The organism is Labrys sp. 22185, assembly GCF_052045555.1.
Classification (GTDB): Bacteria; Pseudomonadota; Alphaproteobacteria; order Rhizobiales; family Labraceae; genus Labrys; species Labrys neptuniae.
Window position 1 is genome coordinate 87413 of the sequence record NZ_JBQEPH010000015.1, and the last position, 23292, is coordinate 110704.

Consider the following 23292-nt stretch of genomic DNA (forward strand, 5'->3'; position numbering starts at 1 on the left):
TCCTTCGGTTCGAACCCCCAAACGACGCCTGCACCCATTCTGCACGAGAAGACCATTGTACATCGCCATCCCCTGCCTGCATCACGATAATGCCCGGAGGAGAGAAATCAATGAATGTCGACGGGGCTCGCCGCAAGATCTTGTGGGAGGTGCGAATCATTGGCGCGTGCTGCGCGCTGATGCTGTCGGGCCTTGCCGATTATGCTGTGTTTCGCGAGTCCCCGCTGTCGCTGCGCCCTCTCATCCTCATGGGAGGTTCGGCGCTTTGCATACTGGTCCTGCCCGACCGGTTCTTCTGGTCGCGAGGACACGTCTCCATCGCTCGTACCATCCTCACCGCGGGCCTAGCGCCCAACTTCTGTGGTTTTTTCAGCGGTGTCCCCATGGCAATTGCCGGCCTCATCACGTCCAAACCGGTCCCTGGTCTTCCTTCCATCGCGCCGTCGCTGGGAGATCTGCTCGGACAGCCTATCTTTCTAGCGATTTTTCCGTCCGTGCTTACGGCGGGCATGCTCAACTTCGTGAGCGTTCTCGTCGGCCTCGCCGTAGGCAGTTGGGCAAGTTGGCGCCACATGCGGCTTCTCTTGGGCACCAGCGCTTGACCCGCTGCCTCCTGACGCCTAGTCGTGATGGCTCCAAAGGAGGCTAGAGCCGTGACGACAGACCGTTCCATGACCGTGACGCTGATCGACAATTATGACAGCTTCACCTGGAACCTCTGGCATTATCTCGGCCAGCTGGGTTGCACCGTCACGGTCCATCGCAACGACAAGGTCAGCGCTGACGAGGTGATTGCCGCCGCGCCCGATGCGATCGTGCTCTCGCCCGGCCCCTGCACACCCACAGAGGCCGGCATCTGCTGCGAGTTGATCGAAAAGGCCAAGGACAAGATCCCGCTCTTCGGCGTCTGCCTCGGCCACCAGGCCATCGGCCAGGTTTTCGGCGGCGACATCGTGCGCCTCGCCATTCCCATGCATGGCAAGATCTCCTCGATCGACCATCGCGGCCGCGGCGTCTTTCGGGGTCTGAACGGACCGTTCATGGGCACGCGCTATCACTCGCTCGTGGTCAGGCGCGACAGCCTGCCGACCGATCTGGAAGTCACCGCCGAGACGGATGACGGTGTCATCATGGGCCTGCAGCACAAGAGCGCGCCGCTGCATGGCGTGCAGTTCCATCCGGAGTCGATCATGTCGGACCATGGCCACCGCATCCTCCAGAACTTCCTGGAGCTGGCGGTGGAATGGAACGCCAAGCATCGGGCCCAGGAAAACCGGAACGAAAGCGAGCATGCGTGATGGACGGTTTCAAGCCCTATATCGGCAAGGCTGCCGCCGGTTCGCTCACGCGCGAAGAAGCGGCTGAAGCCTTCGACCTTCTGCTCTCCGGGCAAGCGACGCCCTCGCAGATCGGTGGCTTCCTGATGGCGCTCAGGGTCCGCGGCGAGACGCCGGACGAGATGGCCGGCGCCGTCAGCGCCATGCGCGCCAAGATGCTGACGGTGGAGGCCCCCGAGGACGCCGTCGACATCGTCGGCACCGGTGGCGACGCCTCCGGCTCCTATAATGTCTCGACGGCCGCTTCCCTGATCGTGGCCGGCGCGGGCGTGAAGGTTGCCAAGCATGGCAATCGCGCCCTCTCCTCCAAATCCGGTGCCGCGGACGTGCTGACTGCGCTCGGCGTCAACATCGAGCTGAAGCCCGAGGGTATCGCCCGCTGCATCACGCTGGCGGGCGTCGGTTTCATGTTCGCGCCAGCCCATCACGGCGCCATGAAGCATGTCGGCCCCACCCGCGTCGAACTCGGCACGCGCACGATCTTCAACCTGCTCGGCCCCCTGTCCAACCCCGCCGGCGTCAAGCGGCAATTGCTCGGTGTCTATGCCCGCCAATGGTTGCAGCCCATGGTCGAGGTGCTCAAGACCCTGGGATCGACGCGCATCATCGCCGTGCATGGCAGCGACGGGCTCGACGAAATCACCACCACCGGCCCCACCGAGATCGTTTCCCTGGAGAACGGCGAGATCAGCCACGGCGTCATCACGCCCGAAGAGGTTGGGCTGCGCGTTGCGACACCCGAGGATCTCAAGGGCGGCGACGCCGCCCACAACGCGTTGGCGTTGCGGGCCGTGCTCGAAGGCGAAAAAACTCCCTATCGGGACATCGCCCTCCTGAATGCCGGCGCTGCCCTGCTCGTGGCGGGACGCGTGCCGAGCCTGGCGGATGGGGTAACCCTCGCCCGCGAATCCGTCGATAAGGGCAAGGCCCTAGCAACGCTCAACCGTTTGGTTGAAATTTCCAACGCGTGAGTGCCATGGCCACCATTCTCCAGAAGATCGAAGCCTATAAGCGCCGCGAGATCGAGGCAGCGAAGGCGTCATGCCCGCTGCCTGAGCTGATCAAGTTGGCGGACCGGGCCAGCCCCGTACGCGGCTTCCAGAGGGCCCTCCAAGCCAAGCTCGACGCCGGCGATACTGCTTTGATTGCCGAGATCAAGAAGGCGAGTCCGTCCAAAGGCCTGATCCGCGCCGATTTCGACCCTCCGACACTTGCCCGCGCCTATGAAGCCGGCGGAGCAGCCTGTCTTTCCGTGCTGACCGACGAGCCCTCCTTCCAGGGGCGGCCCGAGTTCCTCACCGCGGCACGTGCGGCGGTATCGCTGCCCGCCTTGCGCAAGGACTTCCTCTACGATCCCTACCAGGTGGTGGAAGCAAGAGCCTGGGGTGCCGACTGCATCCTGGTGATCATGGCCAGCGTCACCGACGCCGAAGCCCGTGCGCTGATCGCGGCCGCCAAGGACTGGTCCCTCGACGTGCTGTGCGAGATCCACAATCACGACGAGCTCGAGCGGTCCCTCACGCTCGATGTCGGCATGATCGGCATCAACAATCGCGATCTCAACGACTTTGTCACCCGCCTGGAGACGACCGAGACACTGGCGCCGCTGGTACCCGGCGATCGTCTCCTGGTCGGCGAAAGCGGCATCTTCACACCCGGCGACGTCCAGCGCCTGCAGAAGGCTGATGTCAACACCTTCCTGGTCGGCGAGAGCCTGATGCGCCAGGCCGACGTCGCCGCCGCCACGCGTGCCCTGCTGTCTGTGGACCAGGCGGCATGAGCCGGCAAAATACGAATCCTGGCCTTACCCATCTCGACGCCTCCGGCGAGGCGAACATGGTCGATGTTTCGCAAAAGGCCGTGACGAGCCGCACCGCAGTCGCCGAAGGGCGGGTGGTGATGCAGCGCGAGACGCTCGACCTCGTGTTGTCGGGCGATGCCAAGAAAGGTGATGTTCGCGCCACGGCCCGCATCGCCGGTATCATGGCCGCCAAGAAAACCCATGAACTCATTCCGCTCTGCCACCCGCTGCTCCTCAGCAAGGTCGCCGTCGAGATCGAGCCCGACACCGCTCTGCCCGGTCTGACGGTGCGGGCGACAGCCAAGGTCGCGGGTCAGACCGGCGTGGAGATGGAAGCGCTGACCGCTGTTTCCGTCGCCTGCCTGACCATCTATGACATGGTCAAAGCCGCCGACCGGGGCATGCGCATCGAGGCGATCAGGCTCGTAGAGAAGTCCGGCGGCAAATCCGGCGATTGGCATGCGGAGGAAAATCCATGAGCCTGCTTCCCGTCGCGGACGCGCTGGCCAAGGTGGTTGCCGGCGTCACCCCGCTTCCTGTCGAAACCGTGCCACTGCACGCCACGCGCGGACGCGTGCTTGCTTCCGCCATCACCGCGCTGAGAACCCAGCCCGGCTTCAACGCCTCGGCCATGGACGGTTATGCAGTACGCGTGGATGACGCCAAGCAGGGAGCCAGCCTCGAATTGATCGGCGAGTCTGCCGCCGGGCATGGCTATGCCGGTCGGGTCGGCGAGAACCAGGCCGTGCGCATCTTTACGGGCGCGCCCGTACCTGACGGCGCCGACACCGTGGTGATCCAGGAACAGACCCGGCGCGACGGCAATCGCGTCATCCTGGAGGCCACGGCCAAGCCCGGCCAGCATATCCGGGGCCGCGGACTGGATTTTGCCGAAGGCCGTGAGGCCCTGAGGCCTGGAACCGTCATCGGCCCCCGCGATATCGCCCTCGCCGCCGCAATGAACCACCCTGGTCTGCCGGTCCACCGCCGCCCCAAGGTCGCCATCCTCGCCACCGGCGACGAACTGGTATTGCCCGGCCAGGCCATCGGCGAAAACCAGATCGTTGCCTCCAACAATTTCGCCATCCGCGCCCTTGTCGAGGCCGAAGGCGGCGAAGTGCTCGACCTCGGCATCGCCAGCGACGACTTCCCGGCCCTGGAAGCCGCCATCAAGCGAGCTCGCGCCGAAAAGGCCGATGTGCTCGTCACCATCGGTGGCGCCTCCGTCGGCGATCACGATCTGATACAGACCGCGTTGACCCGCGAAGGCATGCGGCTCGGCTTCTGGAAAATCGCGATGCGGCCAGGCAAGCCGCTGCTGCATGGGCGGCTCGGCGCCATGCACATCCTCGGACTGCCGGGCAATCCGGTCTCCTCCGTGGTTTGCGGCGTCCTCTTCCTGGTGCCGCTGCTGCGCGCGTTGCTTGGCCGTTCCGACGCCGGCCCGCCACGCCGCAAGGCCGTCTTTGCCCGCTCCTGGCCGGCCAACGATGTCCGCGAGGACTATATACGGGCCCGCTTCCTGCTTGACGATACGTCAGACATCCTCAAGGTGGAGCCATTGGCACTGCAGGATTCGTCGCTCGTCAGCGTGATGCAGCATGCCGACTGCCTGGTGATCCGGCCGCCCTTCGCACCCGAAGCAAAGGCGGGTGAGACCTGCGAGATCATCGATCTTCGTGCGGCCGGCTATTGACCACGTCTTTAACCTGAACTTCATTGTTGCAGAACACAGTAGGAACATGTAGCACTGTTCTTGTTTTGTTTACACCTTCACCGTGATTCGCGGCCGCCACGACGGGATAGCCATGCTGACCAAGAAACAACATGAATTGCTTCGGTTCATTCATGAGCGCCTGAAGGAACAGGGTGTGCCTCCTTCCTTCGATGAGATGAAGGAAGCACTGGACCTCAGGTCTAAGTCCGGCATTCACCGCCTGATCATGGCGCTGGAGGAGCGTGGCTTCATTCGGCGCCTGCCCAACCGCGCCCGTGCGCTGGAAGTGGTGCGCCTGCCCGAATCGGCGGTGCCGAGCGGTGGCGGCCTGTCGCTCGCCTCTTCCCAGCGTGGTTTCCGCCCCAATGTAATCGAGGGCAATCTCGGCAAGGTTCGCCCCGTCAGGCCTGAAATTGACGACGAGGTCGGCCGGCCGGTCCTCGTCCCGGTGATGGGGCGTATCGCCGCCGGCACGCCGGTCTCCGCCATCCAGTCCAAGAGCCACACCATCAGCGTCACGCCGGAAATGTTGTCCTCCGGCGATCATTTCGCCCTGGAAGTGCGCGGCGATTCCATGATCGAAGCCGGTATCTTCGACAATGACACCGTGCTTATCCGCCGCCAGGACCACGCCGATACCGGCGACATCGTCGTGGCACTGATCGACGACGAGGAGGCGACACTCAAGCGCCTGCGCAAGCGCGGAGCCTCCATCGCACTGGAGGCCGCCAATCCGGCCTATGAAACCCGTATCTTCGGGCCCGACCGGGTGCAGATCCAGGGCAAGCTGGTCGGTTTGTTCCGTCGCTATTGAGCGTGGCCGACATCGTGGCTTGCCGGCTATGAACGCGCTTCGCGCGATCGCGAACTGCAGCTTGCGGCGCCGCGATGTCGAAAACCTGCTCGCGACGAAGCTTCCCCATTCCCTCGTCGATTGCGAGATGGAGGAGTGCGATCTTTCGCGTCTCGATCTCTCTCATTGGGCCTTCGAGCGCTGCAGGCTCAGAAACGCCAAGCTGGTCGGCGCCAGGCTTGCCAATACACTCTGGCGCAACTGCAAGGCGAGCGGCGCCGATTTCCGTGGCACGGACCTAGAGGAAGCGGCGTTCCGCACCGGTGATTACAGCAATACCAGCTTCCGGCGCGCCAAGGCGGCCTCGACGGCTTTTACCGGTTGCAAGCTGACCGGGGCGGACCTCTCCGAAACCTCGGGGCTGGGGCTGGTTTTCGAGGAAGTTCTGCTGATGTCGGCCAAGCTGCCGGCCTTTTCCTTCCGAAAGAGCGTGCTGCGTCGCCTCGACTTCACCCAGGCCGATTTGCGCCAATGTGATTTTCGCGAGGCGATCTTCGAGGAATGCAGTCTGCGTGATGCCAATCTTGTCGATGCTCGCTTCGAGGGTGCCGACTTGCGCGGTGCCGATCTCGGCGGGCTGAAGCTGGCAGACACCCGTTATTTCAAGGGCGCCACGATCTCGAAAGGCCAGGCCGGCCAATTGCTGGCCGAACTGGGCTTGCGGATTGCCTGAGAGAGCCTTCGGAATTCGCAGGCTAATCCGCTCGACACCAGGCAACCAGGAGTGCTCGAACCACTATTCGCCCGAGCACCGCCGAAGGTCGTCATGAACCGGGAAGACAGGTCAGTCGACAGCAATCATGACGTCTGAGGCCTTGATGACGGCATAGGCATTCTGGCCGGGCTTGAGATTGAGGTCGTCGACGGCCTCATTGGTGATCGACGCGGTAATGATGGTGCCGTTGACCTCGAGCTGGATGTGGGAGGTCGTCTGCCCCTTCGTCACGCTCTTGATCGTGCCCTTGATCTGGTTGCGGGCGCTGATTTTCATGAAACTTCCCTTGGCGACGCGAAAGACGCGATCATCATCATTCCTGAAGCAATGTCCACCGGCAAATACTGGTGAAATTAGCGTGGTGGTGGCCCCTTCCAGACGGCGGGTACGATCGGGGTAACCGCCTCAAAACGCGCGATCGTTACCCCGAAAATTGCGGGCGGAGGCCCATGGGGCCGCCACCTTCTCGCTCAGACGCGATGTAGCCAACGCTCAGGTGAGGCCGATGATGTCGCTGCTTTGCAAATTGACCGTGCCCTGGATCGCGATCTGAAAATCCGCCTTCTTGTCACCATTTATATCGCCCTGCAGCATGGTCTGCCCACCCTGGAAGATATAACGCAGTTCACCCGACGAGCCGGTGAAATCGCTATTGGCGATCAGGCTGTGGAACTCCTGAAAACTGAGGTCGATTTTGTCCTCGCCTTGGGTGAAGTCCATGATCGTGTCGGTTGCCGCACGGGTCAATCCGCTGTCCTTGACGCCCAGCAGTTTGAAGATGTCGTTGCCGCCCTCCCCCCAAAGGATGTCGGCTCCAACGCCGCCGGCGATGACGTCGTTGCCGTCATTGCCGTGCAGTGTTTCCGCTATCGCTCCGCCGACGATGGTGTCGTTGCCGGCCGTGCCCCACACGATCTCGAAGCCCTTCACATTCTCGCTGCCGCCGGACGTGCCGAAGGTTGCGGTCTGAGCATTCAGGCCGAGAGCCGCCGTGGTGCCCAGATTGATATTGAGCGGGTCGGTCGTAGCGGGATCGACAGTGAAGACGTCGATCCCGGTGCTGCCATCCACCTTGTCGGTACCGCCATCGTTCGAGGCAAAATAGACGTCATTGCCCGCGCCGAGGCCATAGATGTCGTTGCCGGCCTGATCGTGGACATATTCGACACTGGCGCCACCGACAAAGGTATCGTTGCCCGCCCCCAGATAGAAGTCGCCGGTCACCAGACCGGCACCGGACTCGGTGAACTTGTCGTTGCCAGCTCCGGTCTGGACATTGCCGTAGATGGTACCGCTGTTGGTGATGGTATTACCGCCATCGCCACCATAGACACCCCTATAGATCGTCTTGCTGTTGGTGAGGGTGTTGACCCCCTCGCCCAGATCGATGCCGTCGACGCTGCCCGAATTGGTGATCTTGTCGTTGCCGTTGCCAGCCGAGATGAAACCATAGATCACGCCGCTATTGGTCGCCGTATCATCTCCCGTACCCAGCCAGACGGCGCCATCGATCTCCTTGCCGTTGGTAAGGCTGTCATTGCCGGCACCGAGGTCCAACGCGCCTTGGAAGTACTGGTCGCTTCCAGTGTCGTAGCCATAGGCCGTGTCGCCGACGATCAACCCCGTATTGCTGATGACGTCGGCTCCCAAACTTCCAAGTATCGTCCCGTACAACTTTCCTGAGTTCTTGATGGTACTGTTGCCTTGCCAAAGGCCTATCGAAACCTGGACATCCCGCTGAGTATCGTCTGCGAAAGTCAGGAGCTGATCATTGCCGATTACAATGCCCGAGTTCGTAACGACATTCTTGCCTTCGTTGATCAGGATCGAACCATCGATCTCTCCGGTATTGGTGACGGTATTGCCGGCGGTCGGGACTCCCAGGGAATTCAGCGGAGCCCCGCCAAAGAGACCGATGTCGCCTTGAATCAGCTTGCTGTTGGTAATGCTGCCAAGCCCGCCGGACCGAATGGCATAACCGCTATCCGTAGAGATCGTCCCGGCGTTCGTCACCGTCAATGTCGCAGCGCTGTTATTATAGATTCCGAAATCGCCACCAGAAATGGTCGCGCCTGCCAGATTCTTTACGGAGATTTTTGCGTTGGAATAGAGATTGCTGCCTGAATCGCCGACGTAATAGATGGCCCCCGCATCCCCTCGGATAATTCCTGAATTCGCGACATCCAAGGCCGCATTTGTCCCGATGCCGTAGAGGGAACCGTAGATGGAGCCTTCCGTTCCCACATTGACCTTTGTCGTTACAAGGGTGCTCGTGGGCGGCGCGTTCACGGCAAGGCCGTCTCCTTGCAGGCCGCTAACCCCGCCATTGATCGTTACAGTCCAGGGGCCGCCGTCGAGCTGGAGCCCCAGACTGTCGGCGGAAATAATGTAGGAATCCAAATTTACCTTGTAGGTGCTTCCTGCTGCACCCGTCGCGAAAACGCTGTCATGGGTGATACCGGTTGGAAGTACAATGTTGCTCATGGAGAATTCCTGGCCTGCGCTCAGTTAGCGATGGAATACCTGACATCCAAGCCACTTCACCTTATCGGCTTGGCAGTGAGAACGATCGCGAGCATACATGACGTCTGGTATCCATGCGATGGCTTTACTCGATCTCCATGAAAATATTTTCAAGCCAGAGCAATATTCGCCCCAAAAACAAAACACGATTTTTATAATAGAAATTTACGCTGGATATTTAGTCTAATTTATCAAAATTTTTCCTTGAAAAGATTTTCACAATCATATTTAAAACTAAAATTTATTATAAAAATATTATAGAACATTGAAATTCATTGCAAAAACGCCCAAACCCTTATTTGTCATTTATACAGACCTGCCTGCCAATTAATGATTTGGTCCTTTAACGATCTTTCTTTGTAATGTACTGTAAAATCGTCGCACTGTCGCAACGGCGGCGTTGTCAGTTGGTCGTAAGATTAAATCCGGGTTGAATTAATGATGGTCGGTTAGTTTGCGTTCCTTGCCACTGCGAGCACTTGCGACTAGGTCGCCCGAGGTCTTCCACTCATGAACGAAATATCACAGAGCACGGGAGAGCCAGAGAAACTCGACTCCGGCCTCGCTGCGCTATGCGGTGTGGCAAACTATTTCCGAATTGCAGCCGATCCCATGCATATGCGCCGGGAGCTTGCGCTGGGAAACAGAGAGAGCACCAATGTCGATCTGGTTCGAGCCGCAGCCATCGTCGGTCTCAAGGCTCGCACCATCAATGCGGCCAAGGCCAAACGCCTGCAGTCCATTCCGGTGCCGGCCATCGTCAAGCTGCGGGAGGGGGCCCATGCCATCTATGGAGGCTTGATGGCCTCCGGAGACTATCGGTTGGTCGATCCTGTCACGCGCGTGGCACGCGGCGTGTCGGTGGAAGACCTGCTCGATCAGATCGAGCCGGAGGTCATCTTGGTCGCCCGCCGTCTCAAGGGCCCTGGCATCGATCCAAAAGCCTTCAGCCTACGCTGGTTCTTGCCCTCGATCTGGCGCTACCGCAAGCCACTGGCCCATGTCCTGGTCGCATCGATCTTCGTGCAGATCTTCGCGCTGATCACGCCGCTCTTCTTCCAGGTGATCGTCGACAAGGTCCTGGTGCATCAGGGCTATTCGACGCTCCTCGTGCTGGTCCTCGGCCTGGTGATCATCGGTGTCTTCGACGTTTCGCTGCAATATCTGCGCACCTATGTCCTTTCGCATACGACGAGCCGCATCGATGTCGAGCTTGGCCGCCGCCTCTTCCATCACCTGCTACGCTTGCCGCTCGGCTATTTCGAGACCAGGGCGGCAGGCCAGACCGTCGCCCGCGTGAGGGAGCTCGAGACGATACGCTCCTTTCTGACAGGCCAGGGCCTGTTCTCGGCGATCGACCTGTTCTTCACCTTCATCTTCATCGCCGTTCTCTTCCTCTATTCCTGGAAGCTGACGCTGATCGTCATCGCGGCGATCCCGCTCTATTTGATCATCACCCTGCTGGTGCGTCCGCATCTGCGAGACAAGGTCAAGCAGAAGTTCAACACGGGAGCCGAAAGCCAGCAATTCCTGGTCGAGACCGTGGTGGGCATCCAGACGCTCAAAGCCGCGGCCGTCGAGCCGGCTACGCAGTCGCAATGGGAGGAGCGGCTCGCCGCCTATGTCCGCACGGCCTTCGATGCAACGCTCCTGGCGAGCATCGGCCAGAACGCCATTCAATATGTCAGCAAGCTGATGACGGCCGCCCTGCTCTTTTTCGGCGCCATGGCCGTGATCCGCGGCGAGATCACGGTAGGCGAACTCGTTGCTTTCAACATGATCTCCGGGCAGGTGATGCAACCCATCCTGCGCCTATCGCAGTTGTGGCAGGATTTCCAGCAGGTGCAGGTTTCCATCGAAAGACTGGGAGACATTCTCAACACCGTTCCGGAACATTCACCCCGGATGCCGTTGGCGTTGCCGACGCCGCGCGGACAGATTGCCTTCCGGAACGTATCCTTCCGCTACAGAGCCGGTTTGCCGGAAGTTCTCAAAACCATCACCCTGCAGATCAATCCGGGCGAGGTGATCGGCATTGTCGGTCCGTCGGGTTCGGGCAAATCGACGTTGACCAAGCTGATCCAGCGTCTCTACACGCCGGTAGAGGGACAGATCTTTCTCGACGGAGCCGATATTTCACAGGTCGACCCGGCTTGGCTGCGCAGCAATATCGGCGTGGTCCTGCAGGAAAACCTGCTGTTTCACCGTTCGGTTCACGACAATATCGCCTTGGCCAATCCAACGATGTCACGCGGCGCAGTGATGCAGGTCGCACGCCTTGCCGGCGCCGACGAATTCATCAGCAAGCTGCCGAGCGGCTACGAGACCATCATCGAGGAACGCGGCGCCAATCTCTCGGGTGGGCAAAGACAGCGCCTCGCCATTGCCCGTGCTTTGGCAACCAATCCGCCGATCCTCATTTTCGACGAGGCCACGAGCGCCCTCGACTATGAGAGCGAGCGTGTCATCCATCGTAACATGCGACAGATCGTCAAGGGGCGCACGGTCATCATCATCGCCCACCGGCTTGCCGCCGTCAGGAACTGCAACCGCATCATCAGCATGGCCGATGGGCGCATTGTCGAGATCGGCACGCATGACGCATTGGTGGCGAGAAAAGGTGGTCTCTATGCTCATCTGTGGGCGCTGCAGACCAGCCAGGCGAGTGGGGAGGACGTATCGTGAGTACCGCCTCACTCTCCACCGCACGCAAGCGGCCCACACCGCGGCGATCCGATCAGGAGTTCCTGCCGGCGGCGCTCGAAATTCTGGAAACCCCGGCGTCTCCGGCAAGGCTGGCGCTGCTGCTGCTGATCTGCGGTTTCCTTGCCAGCGCGCTGGCCTGGTCCTACTTCAGCCGGATCGACATCTTTGCCGTCGCTGCCGGCAAGATCCGGCCGATCGGCCAGATCAAGACCATCGAGCCTCTGGAAACAGGACGCATTCGGGCGATCCGGGTCGACAATGGCGCGCATGTGAAGGCCGGGGACATCCTCGTTGAACTCGACACCGTCGAGACCGAGGCCGACGTCGGCAACATCGCGGCAAGCCTGGCCGCCTATCAAGCCGAAGCCTTGCGCCGACGGGCAGCGATCGAAACTGCGGAGAAGAACATCGTCGATATAGCCCCCGCCATCCCATGGCCCGAGACCATTCCCGCCAATGTGCGTGCACGCGAGGAACAGGTGCTGCGCGATGACCTGGCAAGCCTGCGCGCCGAGTTGAACAGCTTGGCTGCCAAGAAGGCGGTGAAGACGGCGGAACGTGATCGGCTGATCGCCACCACGACTTCCCAGGCGACCCTGATAGAGACCCTGCAGAGCCGGGTCGACATGAGAAACACGCTGATGGAGAAGAATGCCGGCACGCGCACGAACCTGTTTGACGCGCTCCAGGCTCTCCAGTCGGAAAAATCCGCCCTCGCCGCCAACAATGGCTGGCTGGAGCAGGCGAAGGCCGAGATGGTCACCTTCACGGTTGAAGCCACCAAGATCCGGGATGCCTTCATCAGCGACAACTCCCAGAAAAAGGCGAATGCCGAACGCCAGGCCGACGACCTCAGCCATCGCCTGATCAAGGCGAAGGCGAGCCTCGAACACAAGACCTTGATCAGCCCGATTGACGGCACCGTGCAGTCCGTCTCCGTGACCACCATCGGCCAGGTCGTGACCACGGGCCAGGAATTGATGCGGGTGGTCCCAGCCAATGCCACGCTCGAAATCGAAGCCTATGTGGAGAACAAGGACATCGCTTTCGTCCATAAGGGCCAGGAGGCCATCGTCAAGGTGGAGGCCTTCCCGTTCACCCGCTACGGTACGATCTCCGGCCTCGTGACGCATGTCGCCGCCGACTCCATCCCTGCGCCGGAAGCCCAGCGCGCCGAAGGCGACCCGACGCAGGCCATCCGACAGCAGGATATGTTTGCCGGCGCTTCGAGGGTTCAGGCACTCGTCTATCCCGTCACGCTCACTCCTTCGACCACCTTCATTGCAGCAGACGGCAACAAGGTGCCGCTCGGAGCAGGCATGACGGTAAGCGTCGAGATCAAGACCGGCAGCCGGCGTGTCTTGGAATATCTCTTCTCGCCCCTTGTCGAGGTGTCGTCCCAGGCGATGCGCGAGCGCTGATCCGCGGCGCGGAGAACCCAGGCGCTTCCCCCTGGGCATATGTCAGTCGTCAGCGTTCGGCTGCGAAGGTCCCAGATCTGCGTCGGGGATGGGGGAGCCCCGAGGCGAATCGACAAGCGGAGCCTGCGTAGCGGGCGGCGTGGCACTGGCAACCGGCTTCGTTCTGGCCGGAGCCCAGGGACGGGCCCCCTCGAGGTCACGCGCCATGACGATGCGCCAGGTGAGGCGGCCGTCGCCGCCACGCGGGCCGGCATAGAGCGCGATCGAACCCGCCGCACGGATCAGCTCTCGGTCCAGTGTCAGGCCAAGCGCGGCACAACGGGCACCGATCGAAACCGGCCCGGCCAGGACGCTGACGCGCCCGCAATCCTCCTCCGCCGCATTCGCCGTCTTGTCGAGCATGAAGACCCCGCCTTCCCCGATAGGCGCGGAACAACCTTCCCTATCGCATAGGCGCTGCGCCGCCAGAGTGGGATCCTCCGGCTTGCGCCGATCACCCATGGCCAGCAGCCATTGCTGAACGGTGAAAGCATCGGACCGCTGCGCGAGCACGGTCAATTGATCGCCCTTGCGAACGAGGGCCGCATGGCCGTTGGCGCCGAACAAGGCCACCGGCAGCGGCGCTGTCGCGGCCAGGGCAATACCCCCGCCAAGGGGCAACAAGGCCAGCAAAGCCAGGCGCGTGCGCAGGATGGTCAGCAGAACCAGCGTCAGGGCGAACAATCCGAGAGCAACGGCCGAAAATTGCGGCATCACGAGGTCGGAACCGGGCCAGGTGGCAACCGAACGGGCCACCTGCATGAACAGGCCGACCGCCCAACCCATCGCCTGCCAGAATGGAGCACCGTAGCCGAACGGCTCGGCCACCAGCGCCAGCATGGCGAGTGGCATGATCAGGAAGGAAACGATGGGAGTCGCGACCAGGTTGGAGGCCAGCGACTGCAAGGTAAGACGATGGAAATGAAAGGCCGAGAACGGCGCCGTGGCGAGCGAGGCGACGATCGTCGTCAGCATCATGGCAAGGACCAAGGTCACGGCGCCGCCAATGGCCCTTTCCCACGCCATCGCAGATTTCTCTCGCTCACGCCGGCTCCATTGCTCATGTGCGATCACCAGCATCGCCACTGCCGCAAAGGACATCTGGAAGCTCGGCCCCAGAAGCTGCTCCGGTGTCGTCAACAGGACGAAGCTCGCGGCCAGGGCGACGTTGCGCCGGGTGATGGCATTGCGTCCCAGAGCTACGGCCAGCAGCACGATGGCCGTCATCAGGAAGGATCGGACGGTCGCGACCTCGGCACCGGAAAACAGCGTATAGGCCGCCGCCGGCAGCAGCGAGAGCAGCGCGGCGAGTTCCTTGGTACCCCGGTAGAGCACGATGCGGCGCGACAAGGCCAGCATGGCGCGGATGAGGCCGAACAGCCCACCCGCAAACAGCGCCATGTGCAGGCCGGAAATCGAAACGACATGGTAGAGGCCGGAAGCGCGCAGCGCATCGTTGGCATCGCCGGGTATCTGGCCGCGCTTGCCGGTAACCTGCGATGCGGCGATCGCCCCATTCTCCCCCTGTATCGTCTCGACGATCCGCCGGGTCAGATGGTTGCGCTGCCGGTCGATCCAGATAGTGAAGGCTTCCGCCCAGCTTGCTTCGACCGGACTGGCGGCGGGCGAGATCTTGCCTGCTGCGAAGCCAACACCGCCAATGCCGTCGAAGAAGGCATCGCGGGCAAAGTCATAGCCGCCCGGCAAGGCCGGTGGCGGGGGCGGTCGCATGATGGCCTTGAGGCTGACGCTGTCGCCGGCACGGATTTCGCTGCCCTTGCGGACCGTGAGGCGTATGCGGGCCGGCATGGCTGCAGGCTCCAGTTTCTCCACCGAGACCGGTCTGATGACGATGCGGGCACTGCTGCCCAGGCGGGGTTCGACCGAAAGGACGAGGCCTGTGACGGCTCCCGCCATCGAACGTGAAAGCTGCGGCGCGGCGACGCTCATCGTACGCAGCTTGGCCGAGCAAAAACCTGCTCCTACCGCCGTCAGGCAGACCAGGCCGACATGCAGCCCCCAGCGCCCTCGCAAACCATAGGCAAGGCAGGCCATGCCCACGGTAAGAAATGCCGGAAAGACAAGACCGGGCTCTTCCGGTGCCGCGAAATAGGCAATGACGCCCAGACCCAGAAAGATCGGAACGACGAGAGCAAGCTCGAAGGCGGCCATCTCAGCTGCAAGCGCGGCTGCCACCCAGGCCAGCAGCCGCTGCAGCCCCTGCCCGAACAGCATGCCACCGGGCAATGCCAATCCCCGCTGTCCCGGCCTTCCGCCAAGGACACCAACTCGCGCGCGGCCCCGATCATTCTCAGGCAAAGGCGCCCCCGCCGCTACCGCCCGATGAAACCCTGTGCTAAAGCCCCAAGCTTATTGATGTGATCCGGGTTAGCCAAGGGCCTCCACACTTCCGCCTCTATGCTGCTTCGCTCTGGCTTCGCTCTCCCTGCCTTTTGGAATTGCCAACTTCGATGTCTACTCCTGTCGTCACCCGCTTTGCTCCCTCCCCCACGGGCTTCCTCCATATCGGCGGCGGCCGCACGGCGCTGTTCAATTGGCTCTATGCCAGGGCCAAGGGCGGCAAGATGCTGCTGCGCATCGAGGACACCGATCGTGAACGTTCGACCGATGCCGCCATCACCGCCATCCTGGACGGCCTGGCCTGGCTCGGCCTCGACTGGGACGGCGATCCGATTTTCCAGTTCTCCCGCGCGGCTCGTCATCGCGAGGTCGCCGAGTCGATGCTCGCTCAGGGCAAGGCCTATTATTGCTACGCCACCCAGCAGGAGCTCGAGGAGATGCGCGAGCTCGCCCGCAAGGAAGGACGGCCGCCGCGCTATGACGGCCGCTGGCGCGACCGCGACCCGGCGACCGCCCCCAAGGACGTCAAGCCGGTGATCCGCCTGCGTGCCCCCACCGAGGGCGAGACTGTCATTCATGACGACGTCCAGGGCACCGTGCGCTGGGCCAACAAGGATCTCGACGATCTCGTCCTGCTGCGCTCCGACGGCACGCCGACCTATATGCTGGCCGTGGTGGTCGACGACCACGACATGGGTATCACCCACATCATTCGCGGCGACGATCATCTCACCAATGCCGCCCGCCAGAAGCAGATCTATGAAGCCATGGGTTGGGAGGTGCCGCATATGGCGCATATTCCGCTGATCCATGGGCCCGATGGCGCCAAGCTCTCCAAGCGCCATGGCGCACTCGGCGTCGATGCCTATCGCGCCATGGGTTACCTGCCAGCGGCAATGCGCAATTATCTGGTGCGCCTGTCCTGGAGCCATGGCGACCAGGAAGTGTTCACCACCAAGGAGATGATCGAGCATTTCGATACGGGTGCCATCGGCAAATCAGCCGCCCGCTTTGATTTCAAGAAGCTCGAAAACCTCAATGGCATCTATATGCGCAACTCCACGGACGAGGAATTGCTCGCCGCCATCGACCAGTTGCTGCCCCATATTCCCAATGGCCCTGACCTCGCTGCCCAACTCGCCGCCGGCAATGGTGCCAGGCGCTCCCAATTGCTCGCCGCCATGTCGGGCCTGAAGGAACGCGCCAAGACCCTGGTGGAACTGCTGGATGGCGCCAATTTCCTGTTTGTCTCGCGCCCCCTGCCGTTGGACGACAAGGCCAAGGCCATGCTGAATGAGGAAGCGCGCGCGACCATCGCCCTGCTGCTGCCGCGTTTCGAAGCCTTGACCGAATGGAGCGCCAGTGCGACCGAGGCCACGGTGCGGGCCGCGGCCGAGGAAACCGGCGCCAAGCTCGGCTCGCTCGCCCAGCCGCTGCGGGCTGCGCTCACCGGCCGTACCACCTCCCCACCGGTCTTCGACGTGCTGGCCGTCCTCGGTCGCGAAGAAAGCCTGGCCCGGCTGAAGGATCAGGCTGGCTGAGACCAAGCGCCGCATGATTGTGTTTCCCGGGCATCGGGTTTCACGCAATAGGTGTATTTTTCGCAGCTTTGACGCGAAAGATTTGGAAAGCTTTCGCGTCAAAGTGGGGCAATCGACCCCACCCTGGACTATTGCTGCCAGGCCTGTCGCCGAACCGACAGTTCGCCTCTTCGTCTTTCTTGCGGCATTGCAGCAAATGGTCTACCCAACACCGACGGATCGGCGATACGTAGGCCTTACTTGAGCCGGGGGGCTCCTTTCTGGCCAAGGCGTGACCGCGTATTTCCGTACAAGGAGGATTGCATGAGCGGTAACACGGCGACTCTGACTATTGGTGACAAGGCAATCGAATTGCCAACCAAGGCCGGCTCCGTTGGTCCGACGGTTGTTGATATTGCGCCCCTTTATAAGCACACGGGCATGTTTACCTATGATCCGGGCTTCACCTCGACGGCGAGCTGTGAGTCCCAGATCACCTATATCGATGGCGATGAGGGCGTACTGCTCTATCGCGGCTACCCGATCGAGCAACTTGCCGAGCATGGCGACTTCCTCGAAACCTGTTATCTGCTGCTCTACGGCGAACTGCCGACTGCCGCGCAGAAGGCGGACTTCGACTATCGCGTCACGCGCCACACCATGGTGCATGAGCAGATGGCCCGCTTCTTCCAGGGCTTCCGCCGCGACGCCCATCCGATGGCGGTGATGGTCGCCTCCGTCGGCGCCCTCTCGGCCTTCTATCACGACTCCACCGACATCTCTGACCCGCATCAGCGCATGATCTCGTCGATGCGGCTGATCGCCAAGATGCCGACCCTGGCTGCGATGGCCTACAAATACACCATCGGCCAGCCCTTCGTGTATCCGCAGAACAATCTGGACTATCCGTCCAACTTCCTGCGCATGTGCTTCTCGGTCCCCTGCGAGGACTACAAGCCCAATCCGATCCTGGCCCGCGCTCTCGATCGCATCTTCATCCTGCATGCCGATCACGAGCAGAACGCCTCGACCTCGACGGTGCGCCTCGCCGGCTCCTCGGGCGCCAATCCCTTCGCCTGCATCGCGGCCGGCATCGCCTGCCTGTGGGGCCCCGCTCATGGCGGTGCCAACGAGGCTGCCCTCAAGATGCTCCAGGAAATCGGCACCGTCGATCGCATTCCGCAATATATCGCCAAGGCCAAGGACAAGAACGATCCGTTCCGCCTGATGGGCTTCGGCCATCGCGTCTACAAGAACTACGATCCGCGCGCCAAGATCATGCAGCGCACCACCCACGAGGTGCTGAACGAACTCGGTCACAAGGATGACCCACTGCTCGAGGTGGCGCTGGAGCTCGAGCGCATCGCCTTGCACGACGAGTACTTCATCGAAAAGAAGCTCTATCCCAACATCGACTTCTATTCGGGCATCACCCTCAAGGCGATGGGCTTCCCGACCTCGATGTTCACCGTGCTGTTCGCCCTTGCCCGCACGGTCGGCTGGATCGCCCAGTGGAAGGAGATGATCGAGGATCCTTCCCAGAAGATCGGCCGCCCGCGCCAGCTCTATACCGGCGCAGCCCGTCGCGACTACGTTTCACCGGCCCAGCGCCGCTAGAGCGTTTTCCAGAAAAGTTGATAGACTTTTCGATTAAGAAAACGCGTCAAAACAAAAGGTTAGAGAAAAGTGCGATTCAGCGAAATCGCCCTTTTCTCTAGAAGAACAAAGGGCGGATCCTCAGATCCGCCCTTTTGGTTTCCAGCCTCTGTTTCGTATGCTCGAAGCGTTCACTTGGTCTTGCCGGCGATGGTTTCCAGGACGATGCGGGCCGCTCGTTGCGAGGGTGTTTCCCCCACGACCTGCATGCGCTGATCGATCTCGTCGAAGGCTTGCATCTGGGCTTGCCGCTCGTCCGTATCCCCCAGCAATCCAGTCATCAGGTCGGCCAGGTGTTCAGGCACGACTTCTTCCTGGAAAAGTTCGGGTACCGCCCGCCGATCGAGAATCAGATTGGGCAGCAGGAAGAAACGGCCCTTGACCAGACGCCTTGCCAGGAAGGCCTCCCAGGCCGGAAAGCGATAGGTGCCGATCATCGGCACCTGCGCCAGGGCCAGTTCGAGCGTCACCGTGCCCGATGCCGCCAGCGCTGCCCGCGCCCGGCGGAAGGCCGCGTATTTCTCATCGGGGTCAGTGATGACGCGCGGCTTCACAGTCCAGCCGGCCGTCGCCTGTCGCAAACGTTCGGCATGGCGCGGTACCGTCGGCAGCACGGCATCGAAAGGCTCGATCCTGGTCGACAAGAGCTCGATCGTCCTGCCGAAATCCTCGGTCAGCAATCCCACTTCACTCGAGCGGCTGCCCGGGAGCACCAGCACCAGCGGGCGCGTCCCTTGCCGGATCGCCTCTTCCTCGGCATTGGGCCGCAATTCGCCAAGACGTTCCATCAGGGGATGGCCGACATAGGAACAGGGCGGACCGTTCAGCCGGCGATAGGCTTCGGGTTCGAACGGCAGCAAGGCAAGTACATGGTCGACATAGGCCCGCATCGACACGGCCCGGCCCGGGCGCCAGGCCCAGACGCTGGGCGAAACATAGTTGATGATCGGCAGATGCGGCAGGCGCCGGCGCACACGCTTGGCGACGGCATGGGTGAAATCCGGGCTGTCGATGATCACCAGGCCATCCGGCGGATCGGCAACGATGGCATCGATCACCTGCCAGGCCCGCCGGTAGATCGTGGGAAAGCGCCCGATCACGGCGGCAAAGCCCATCACCGCGATATCATCGAGGGGAAACAGGCTTTCCATGCCCTCGCGCGTCATGGCGGGACCGGCAGTGCCCTTGAACACGACAGGCATACCCGCCTGGGCCCGAAGGGCCTGCATCAGCTTGAAGCCGAGCTGGTCGCCGGAATGTTCGCCCACGACGATAGCGATCTTCAAGGGCCGATCGGTCATCGTCACACCCCGACAAGGAATAGGCTGGCCGCGTCGGCCGCCGCGATGGTGGCATCACGCTCCAGCACGAGCACATTGCCCGCCTCGATGGCGATACCGGCGAGACCGGCTTTCTTGGCGAGACGCACGGTACGCGGGCCGATGCCCGGAAGATCGGCCCTGAAATCCTGCTCGGGCTTGGCTGCCTTTACCAGCACGCCACCATCCTGCTCGGCCACGGGCGGTCGGCCATGGCGCAACAGGCGTCCGAGCAAGCCAGGCCGACGCAAAAGAGCCACCCTCCGGATCATATTGTCGGTACCTTCGGCCGCCTCGACGGCCAGCACGCGCTTTTGGGCCACGACCACACCCTGGCCGATATCATCGGCGCCCATGGCGACAAGAGCACGTCGGCCGATGGCGATCCCCTCTAGTTCGGCTGAACTCGGCGACAAGCGGCCAAGCGGCCCCACGGGCGCCATCAACGCCGGCGCGACGTCACGAACGCCGACGACCGCATAGCCGTGCTTTTCCAGGAACACGATCACGCCCCGCAGGAGATTGTCGTCCCCGCCCTCGAGCACGTTGCGGATTTCATCGAGATGCCGGACAGCCTGGATGCCTGAGCGTACCATGCCAAGTCCCGGCCGATGCACGGCGCCGGCCAGGACCACGCGGCCGGCGCCCGCCCGGGCCAATTCCTGCAGAACCCCCTTCGGATCAATCAGGCTGACGGGATATTGGGCGTAGCCCGCAAAATCGGCGTCGGCGAAGCCCTTCAAAGGCAAGATCGCGACAGTCTCACCCCGTTTTGCAGCCTCTGCCGCGATCTCGGCCGGCAAACGCCCTGCCCCGGCGATGACCGCCAAGGCAGGCAAGGCCGAAACCACTCCGGCAACAGGCGGTGTGCTCACGCCTCGCTGCCTGCGAGATCGCGCGCCGCCGCATCGCGCGGCGTCACCAGGGCACGATGGCCCCCGGCTCTCACAAAATCGACGATCTCTATGACCGCCGCCTGATCGGCGAAAGTCTCGGCAACCCGCTCGACTCGCTCCTTCAATGTGCCGGCGGAAGCGAACAGCATGCGATAGGCGTGGCGCAAAGCATGGATCTGTTCCCGCCCGAAGCCGCGGCGCTTCAGGCCGACGATATTGAGGCCAGCCAGGCTGGCACGATCGCCCAGGGCCATGCCGAAGGGAATCAGATCGTTCTCGACGCCGGACAGCCCACCGACGAAAGCATGCGCGCCGACCCGTGCGAACTGAATCACCGCCGCCGCGCCGCCGAGAATGGCGTAGTCGCCGACAGAAACATGGCCAGCCAGCAAGACGCCATTGGAGAGGATGATGTTGTTGCCGAGCCTGCAGTCGTGCCCGACATGGGAATTGGCAAGAAAGGCACAGCGATCGCCGACCACGGTGTGCATGCCGCCACCGCTGGTGCCGGGGTTCATCGTCACCCCTTCGCGGATCAGGCAATCGCTGCCGATGGTGAGATCCGAGGGTTCGCCCGCATATTTGAGATCCTGCGGCTGGTGCCCCAGCGAGGCGAAGGGGAAGACCTTGGTACGCGCCCCGATGCTCGTCCGCCCGGTGACCACGACATGCGAATGCAACGTGACACCGTCCGCCAGCGTCACTTCAGGCCCGACGACGCAGAACGGGCCGATACTGACGCCCTCGCCGAGCTTCGCTCCCGCCTCGATGACGGCGGTGGGATGAATGGTCTGTTGCGCCCCCCCGACCATTATTCGGTAACCAGCATGGCGGAAACCACGGCCTCGGCCACCGTGACACCGTCGACCTTGGCCTCGCCCTTGTACCACCACATATTGCGGCGATTCTTCAGCTTGGTCAGGTGCAGGCGCATCTGGTCGCCCGGGGTGACCGGCTTGCGGAAACGGCACTCGTCGATGGTCATGAAATAGACGACCTTCGGCTTGGCCTTGCCTTCCGTGCTGAGCACACAAATCGCGCCGGCCGTCTGGGCCATCGCTTCGATCACTAGCACGCCCGGCATCACCGGCTGTTCAGGAAAATGGCCGGTGAAATGCGGCTCGTTGAAAGTGACGTTCTTGATGCCGACGGCGGAATTGTCGCCATCGATTTCGACAATGCGATCCACGAGCAGGAAGGGATAGCGATGCGGCAGCAACGTCAGGAGCTTGCCGATATCTGCAGTTTCCAGCGTTCCAGGGGTTGCTTCACTCATATAGGTCTCGTTTCCTGAACCGGCTCGGCCTCTGGCCAGAGCGCTTAAGCCAAACTCCAACTCGCCCCCTCAGGGAGCGGATCCCTCATCCGTTCCCTGCCCCGACCGAACCCGCGAATTCTTGACCAGCTTCTTGAGCAAAGCCAGTTCGCGGGCATAATCGCCCAGCGGCTGAGCCGGCGTGCCGCCCATGCGTGCGCCCGGCGGCACATCATCCTTGACATTGGCGGCGCCGGCGATCTGGGCACCCATGCCGATGCGGATATGGCCAACCGTGGCAGAGGCGCCGCCCATCACCACGAAATCTTCCAGAACGGTCGAACCGGAGATCCCGACCTTGGACACCAGCACGCAGTGCCGGCCGACCATCACGTTGTGGGCGATCTGCACCTGATTGTCGATCTTGGTACCCTCACCGATGATGGTGTCCCGATTGGCACCTCGGTCTATCGTGGTGCAGGCACCGATCTCGACATCATCCTGCACGACGACACGGCCGACCTGCGGCACTTTGAGATGGCCGCGCGGCCCCATCGAAAAGCCGAAACCATCCTGGCCAAGGCATGCCCCGGCGTGGATGATGACGCGATTGCCGATCAGCGAATGCTGGATCACGACATTGGGACTGATCGAGCAGTCACGCCCGATCCGCACATCCGGGCCGATCACCGCATTGGCGCCGACGATGGTTCCCGCCCCGATTTCCGCACGAGGCCCGATCACGGCACCAGGGTCGACCGTCACGCCGATCTCGAGCCTCGCTTCGGGATGCACGACGGCGCCCGGTGAAATCCCCTTGGCCCCGAAGAAGGATTGAGGGCGTGCCGCATCCGGGAACAGGGCCATGCCGATCTGCGCGAAGGCGCGGTAGGGCTCGCGCGCCACCAGCAGCGGTGCATGTTTCGGGGCACGATCGACGAATTTGGGAGAGATCAGGATGGCCGCAGCCTTGGACGTTTCCAGCATCGGCAGGTAGTGCGGATTTTCGAGGAAGCTCAGATCGCCTTCCCCCGCATGATCGAGCGGCGCGACGCGTTCCACCGTCAGGTCCACCGACAGACCGGCCACGGGTTCCGCGCCGGTGAGTTCGACGATATCGGCAACGGTGAGGCGGTTGCGCGCGTGAAAGAATACCGGATCCGTCATCAAGTC

The 23292-nt window shown here is 62.2% G+C and carries 20 protein-coding genes; 12 read left to right on the forward strand and 8 right to left on the reverse strand.

Going from position 1 to position 23292, the window contains the following annotated elements; genetic code table 11:
* Nucleotides 1-110 precede the first annotated feature (110 nt).
* The 8 genes from ACTJKX_RS24760 (at nucleotide 111) to ACTJKX_RS24795 (ending at nucleotide 6381) form a co-directional block, all read left to right on the forward strand.
* Nucleotides 111-602, forward strand: coding sequence for a hypothetical protein (locus ACTJKX_RS24760; protein ID WP_440726863.1), 492 nt, complete (start codon nucleotides 111-113; stop codon nucleotides 600-602).
* Nucleotides 603-671: 69 nt separating this feature from the next.
* Nucleotides 672-1298, forward strand: coding sequence for an anthranilate synthase component II (locus ACTJKX_RS24765; RefSeq protein ID WP_440726895.1), 627 nt, complete (start codon nucleotides 672-674; stop codon nucleotides 1296-1298).
* Nucleotides 1298-2308, forward strand: coding sequence for an anthranilate phosphoribosyltransferase (gene trpD / locus ACTJKX_RS24770; protein ID WP_311935008.1), 1011 nt, complete (start codon nucleotides 1298-1300; stop codon nucleotides 2306-2308). Before ACTJKX_RS24765 ends, trpD begins: the two co-directional genes overlap by 1 nt.
* Nucleotides 2309-2313: 5 nt before the next feature.
* On the forward strand, nucleotides 2314-3117 hold the full coding sequence (gene trpC, locus ACTJKX_RS24775) for an indole-3-glycerol phosphate synthase TrpC (protein ID WP_440726864.1): 804 nt from the start codon (nucleotides 2314-2316) through the stop codon (nucleotides 3115-3117).
* Nucleotides 3114-3617, forward strand: coding sequence for a cyclic pyranopterin monophosphate synthase MoaC (gene moaC / locus ACTJKX_RS24780; protein ID WP_440726865.1), 504 nt, complete (start codon nucleotides 3114-3116; stop codon nucleotides 3615-3617). The genes trpC and moaC overlap by 4 nt, the downstream gene beginning before the upstream one ends.
* Nucleotides 3614-4834: a molybdopterin molybdotransferase MoeA gene (locus tag ACTJKX_RS24785; RefSeq protein WP_311935013.1), complete on the forward strand. Its 1221-nt coding sequence runs from the start codon at nucleotides 3614-3616 to the stop codon at nucleotides 4832-4834. The genes moaC and ACTJKX_RS24785 overlap by 4 nt, the downstream gene beginning before the upstream one ends.
* A 112-nt stretch (nucleotides 4835-4946) precedes the next feature.
* The gene (lexA, locus tag ACTJKX_RS24790; RefSeq protein WP_068296091.1) at nucleotides 4947-5669 is read left to right on the forward strand and encodes a transcriptional repressor LexA; all 723 of its coding nucleotides are present in this window, start codon (nucleotides 4947-4949) and stop codon (nucleotides 5667-5669) included.
* Nucleotides 5670-5697: 28 nt separating this feature from the next.
* Nucleotides 5698-6381, forward strand: a complete 684-nt coding sequence (locus ACTJKX_RS24795; RefSeq protein ID WP_440726866.1) for a pentapeptide repeat-containing protein — start codon at nucleotides 5698-5700, stop codon at nucleotides 6379-6381.
* A 111-nt stretch (nucleotides 6382-6492) separates the two neighbouring features.
* Here ACTJKX_RS24795 and ACTJKX_RS24800 read toward each other — a convergent pair whose 3' ends face one another.
* Nucleotides 6493-6699, reverse strand: coding sequence for a TOBE domain-containing protein (locus ACTJKX_RS24800; RefSeq protein ID WP_311935020.1), 207 nt, complete (start codon nucleotides 6697-6699; stop codon nucleotides 6493-6495).
* Between the two features lie 216 nt (nucleotides 6700-6915).
* The gene (locus tag ACTJKX_RS24805) at nucleotides 6916-8907 is read right to left on the reverse strand and encodes a hypothetical protein (RefSeq protein WP_440726867.1); all 1992 of its coding nucleotides are present in this window, start codon (nucleotides 8905-8907) and stop codon (nucleotides 6916-6918) included.
* Nucleotides 8908-9456: 549 nt separating this feature from the next.
* Between ACTJKX_RS24805 and ACTJKX_RS24810 the strand changes: the two genes are divergently transcribed.
* Entirely contained in the window at nucleotides 9457-11631 is a 2175-nt protein-coding gene (locus tag ACTJKX_RS24810; RefSeq protein ID WP_367622991.1) for a type I secretion system permease/ATPase, read from the forward strand.
* Nucleotides 11628-13073, forward strand: a complete 1446-nt coding sequence (locus tag ACTJKX_RS24815; protein ID WP_440726868.1) for an HlyD family type I secretion periplasmic adaptor subunit — start codon at nucleotides 11628-11630, stop codon at nucleotides 13071-13073. The genes ACTJKX_RS24810 and ACTJKX_RS24815 overlap by 4 nt, the downstream gene beginning before the upstream one ends.
* Nucleotides 13074-13115: 42 nt before the next feature.
* On the opposite strand, the gene ACTJKX_RS24820 is transcribed toward ACTJKX_RS24815, so the two are convergent.
* Nucleotides 13116-15365 (reverse strand): ComEC/Rec2 family competence protein, encoded by a 2250-nt coding sequence (locus ACTJKX_RS24820; protein ID WP_440726869.1) that lies wholly within the window; start codon nucleotides 15363-15365, stop codon nucleotides 13116-13118.
* Between the two features lie 218 nt (nucleotides 15366-15583).
* Here ACTJKX_RS24820 and gltX point away from each other — a divergent pair, with 218 nt between their 5' ends.
* Nucleotides 15584-17014: a glutamate--tRNA ligase gene (gltX, locus tag ACTJKX_RS24825; protein WP_311935023.1), complete on the forward strand. Its 1431-nt coding sequence runs from the start codon at nucleotides 15584-15586 to the stop codon at nucleotides 17012-17014.
* Nucleotides 17015-17317: 303 nt separating this feature from the next.
* Nucleotides 17318-18610 (forward strand): citrate synthase, encoded by a 1293-nt coding sequence (gene gltA / locus ACTJKX_RS24830; protein WP_311935025.1) that lies wholly within the window; start codon nucleotides 17318-17320, stop codon nucleotides 18608-18610.
* 170 nt (nucleotides 18611-18780) lie between these two features.
* Here gltA and lpxB read toward each other — a convergent pair whose 3' ends face one another.
* The 5 genes from lpxB to lpxD form a co-directional block, all read right to left on the reverse strand.
* Nucleotides 18781-19950, reverse strand: a complete 1170-nt coding sequence (lpxB, locus tag ACTJKX_RS24835) for a lipid-A-disaccharide synthase (RefSeq protein WP_440726870.1) — start codon at nucleotides 19948-19950, stop codon at nucleotides 18781-18783.
* A gap of 2 nt (nucleotides 19951-19952) precedes the next feature.
* Nucleotides 19953-20843: an LpxI family protein gene (locus tag ACTJKX_RS24840; RefSeq protein ID WP_311935029.1), complete on the reverse strand. Its 891-nt coding sequence runs from the start codon at nucleotides 20841-20843 to the stop codon at nucleotides 19953-19955.
* On the reverse strand, nucleotides 20840-21676 hold the full coding sequence (gene lpxA / locus ACTJKX_RS24845) for an acyl-ACP--UDP-N-acetylglucosamine O-acyltransferase (RefSeq protein WP_440726871.1): 837 nt from the start codon (nucleotides 21674-21676) through the stop codon (nucleotides 20840-20842). The genes ACTJKX_RS24840 and lpxA overlap by 4 nt, the downstream gene beginning before the upstream one ends.
* Nucleotides 21676-22140 (reverse strand): 3-hydroxyacyl-ACP dehydratase FabZ, encoded by a 465-nt coding sequence (gene fabZ, locus ACTJKX_RS24850; RefSeq protein WP_068296063.1) that lies wholly within the window; start codon nucleotides 22138-22140, stop codon nucleotides 21676-21678. The genes lpxA and fabZ overlap by 1 nt, the downstream gene beginning before the upstream one ends.
* Before the next feature lie 69 nt (nucleotides 22141-22209).
* Nucleotides 22210-23286, reverse strand: a complete 1077-nt coding sequence (lpxD, locus tag ACTJKX_RS24855) for a UDP-3-O-(3-hydroxymyristoyl)glucosamine N-acyltransferase (RefSeq protein ID WP_440726872.1) — start codon at nucleotides 23284-23286, stop codon at nucleotides 22210-22212.
* Nucleotides 23287-23292 lie beyond the last annotated feature (6 nt).

What these genes read in the sequence shown, in the direction of transcription:
- ACTJKX_RS24760 (WP_440726863.1), top strand. Translation starts at nt 111, where the DNA reads ATGAATGTCGACGGGGCTCGCCGCAAGATCTTGTGGGAGGTGCGAATC.
- ACTJKX_RS24765 (WP_440726895.1), top strand. Translation starts at nt 672, where the DNA reads ATGACCGTGACGCTGATCGACAATTATGACAGCTTCACCTGGAACCTC.
- trpD (WP_311935008.1), top strand. Translation starts at nt 1,298, where the DNA reads ATGGACGGTTTCAAGCCCTATATCGGCAAGGCTGCCGCCGGTTCGCTC.
- trpC (WP_440726864.1), top strand. Translation starts at nt 2,314, where the DNA reads ATGGCCACCATTCTCCAGAAGATCGAAGCCTATAAGCGCCGCGAGATC.
- moaC (WP_440726865.1), top strand. Translation starts at nt 3,114, where the DNA reads ATGAGCCGGCAAAATACGAATCCTGGCCTTACCCATCTCGACGCCTCC.
- ACTJKX_RS24785 (WP_311935013.1), top strand. Translation starts at nt 3,614, where the DNA reads ATGAGCCTGCTTCCCGTCGCGGACGCGCTGGCCAAGGTGGTTGCCGGC.
- lexA (WP_068296091.1), top strand. Translation starts at nt 4,947, where the DNA reads ATGCTGACCAAGAAACAACATGAATTGCTTCGGTTCATTCATGAGCGC.
- ACTJKX_RS24795 (WP_440726866.1), top strand. Translation starts at nt 5,698, where the DNA reads ATGAACGCGCTTCGCGCGATCGCGAACTGCAGCTTGCGGCGCCGCGAT.
- ACTJKX_RS24800 (WP_311935020.1), bottom strand. Translation starts at nt 6,699, where the DNA reads ATGAAAATCAGCGCCCGCAACCAGATCAAGGGCACGATCAAGAGCGTG.
- ACTJKX_RS24805 (WP_440726867.1), bottom strand. Translation starts at nt 8,907, where the DNA reads ATGAGCAACATTGTACTTCCAACCGGTATCACCCATGACAGCGTTTTC.
- ACTJKX_RS24810 (WP_367622991.1), top strand. Translation starts at nt 9,457, where the DNA reads ATGAACGAAATATCACAGAGCACGGGAGAGCCAGAGAAACTCGACTCC.
- gltX (WP_311935023.1), top strand. Translation starts at nt 15,584, where the DNA reads ATGTCTACTCCTGTCGTCACCCGCTTTGCTCCCTCCCCCACGGGCTTC.
- gltA (WP_311935025.1), top strand. Translation starts at nt 17,318, where the DNA reads ATGAGCGGTAACACGGCGACTCTGACTATTGGTGACAAGGCAATCGAA.
- lpxB (WP_440726870.1), bottom strand. Translation starts at nt 19,950, where the DNA reads ATGACCGATCGGCCCTTGAAGATCGCTATCGTCGTGGGCGAACATTCC.
- lpxA (WP_440726871.1), bottom strand. Translation starts at nt 21,676, where the DNA reads ATGGTCGGGGGGGCGCAACAGACCATTCATCCCACCGCCGTCATCGAG.
- fabZ (WP_068296063.1), bottom strand. Translation starts at nt 22,140, where the DNA reads ATGAGTGAAGCAACCCCTGGAACGCTGGAAACTGCAGATATCGGCAAG.
- lpxD (WP_440726872.1), bottom strand. Translation starts at nt 23,286, where the DNA reads ATGACGGATCCGGTATTCTTTCACGCGCGCAACCGCCTCACCGTTGCC.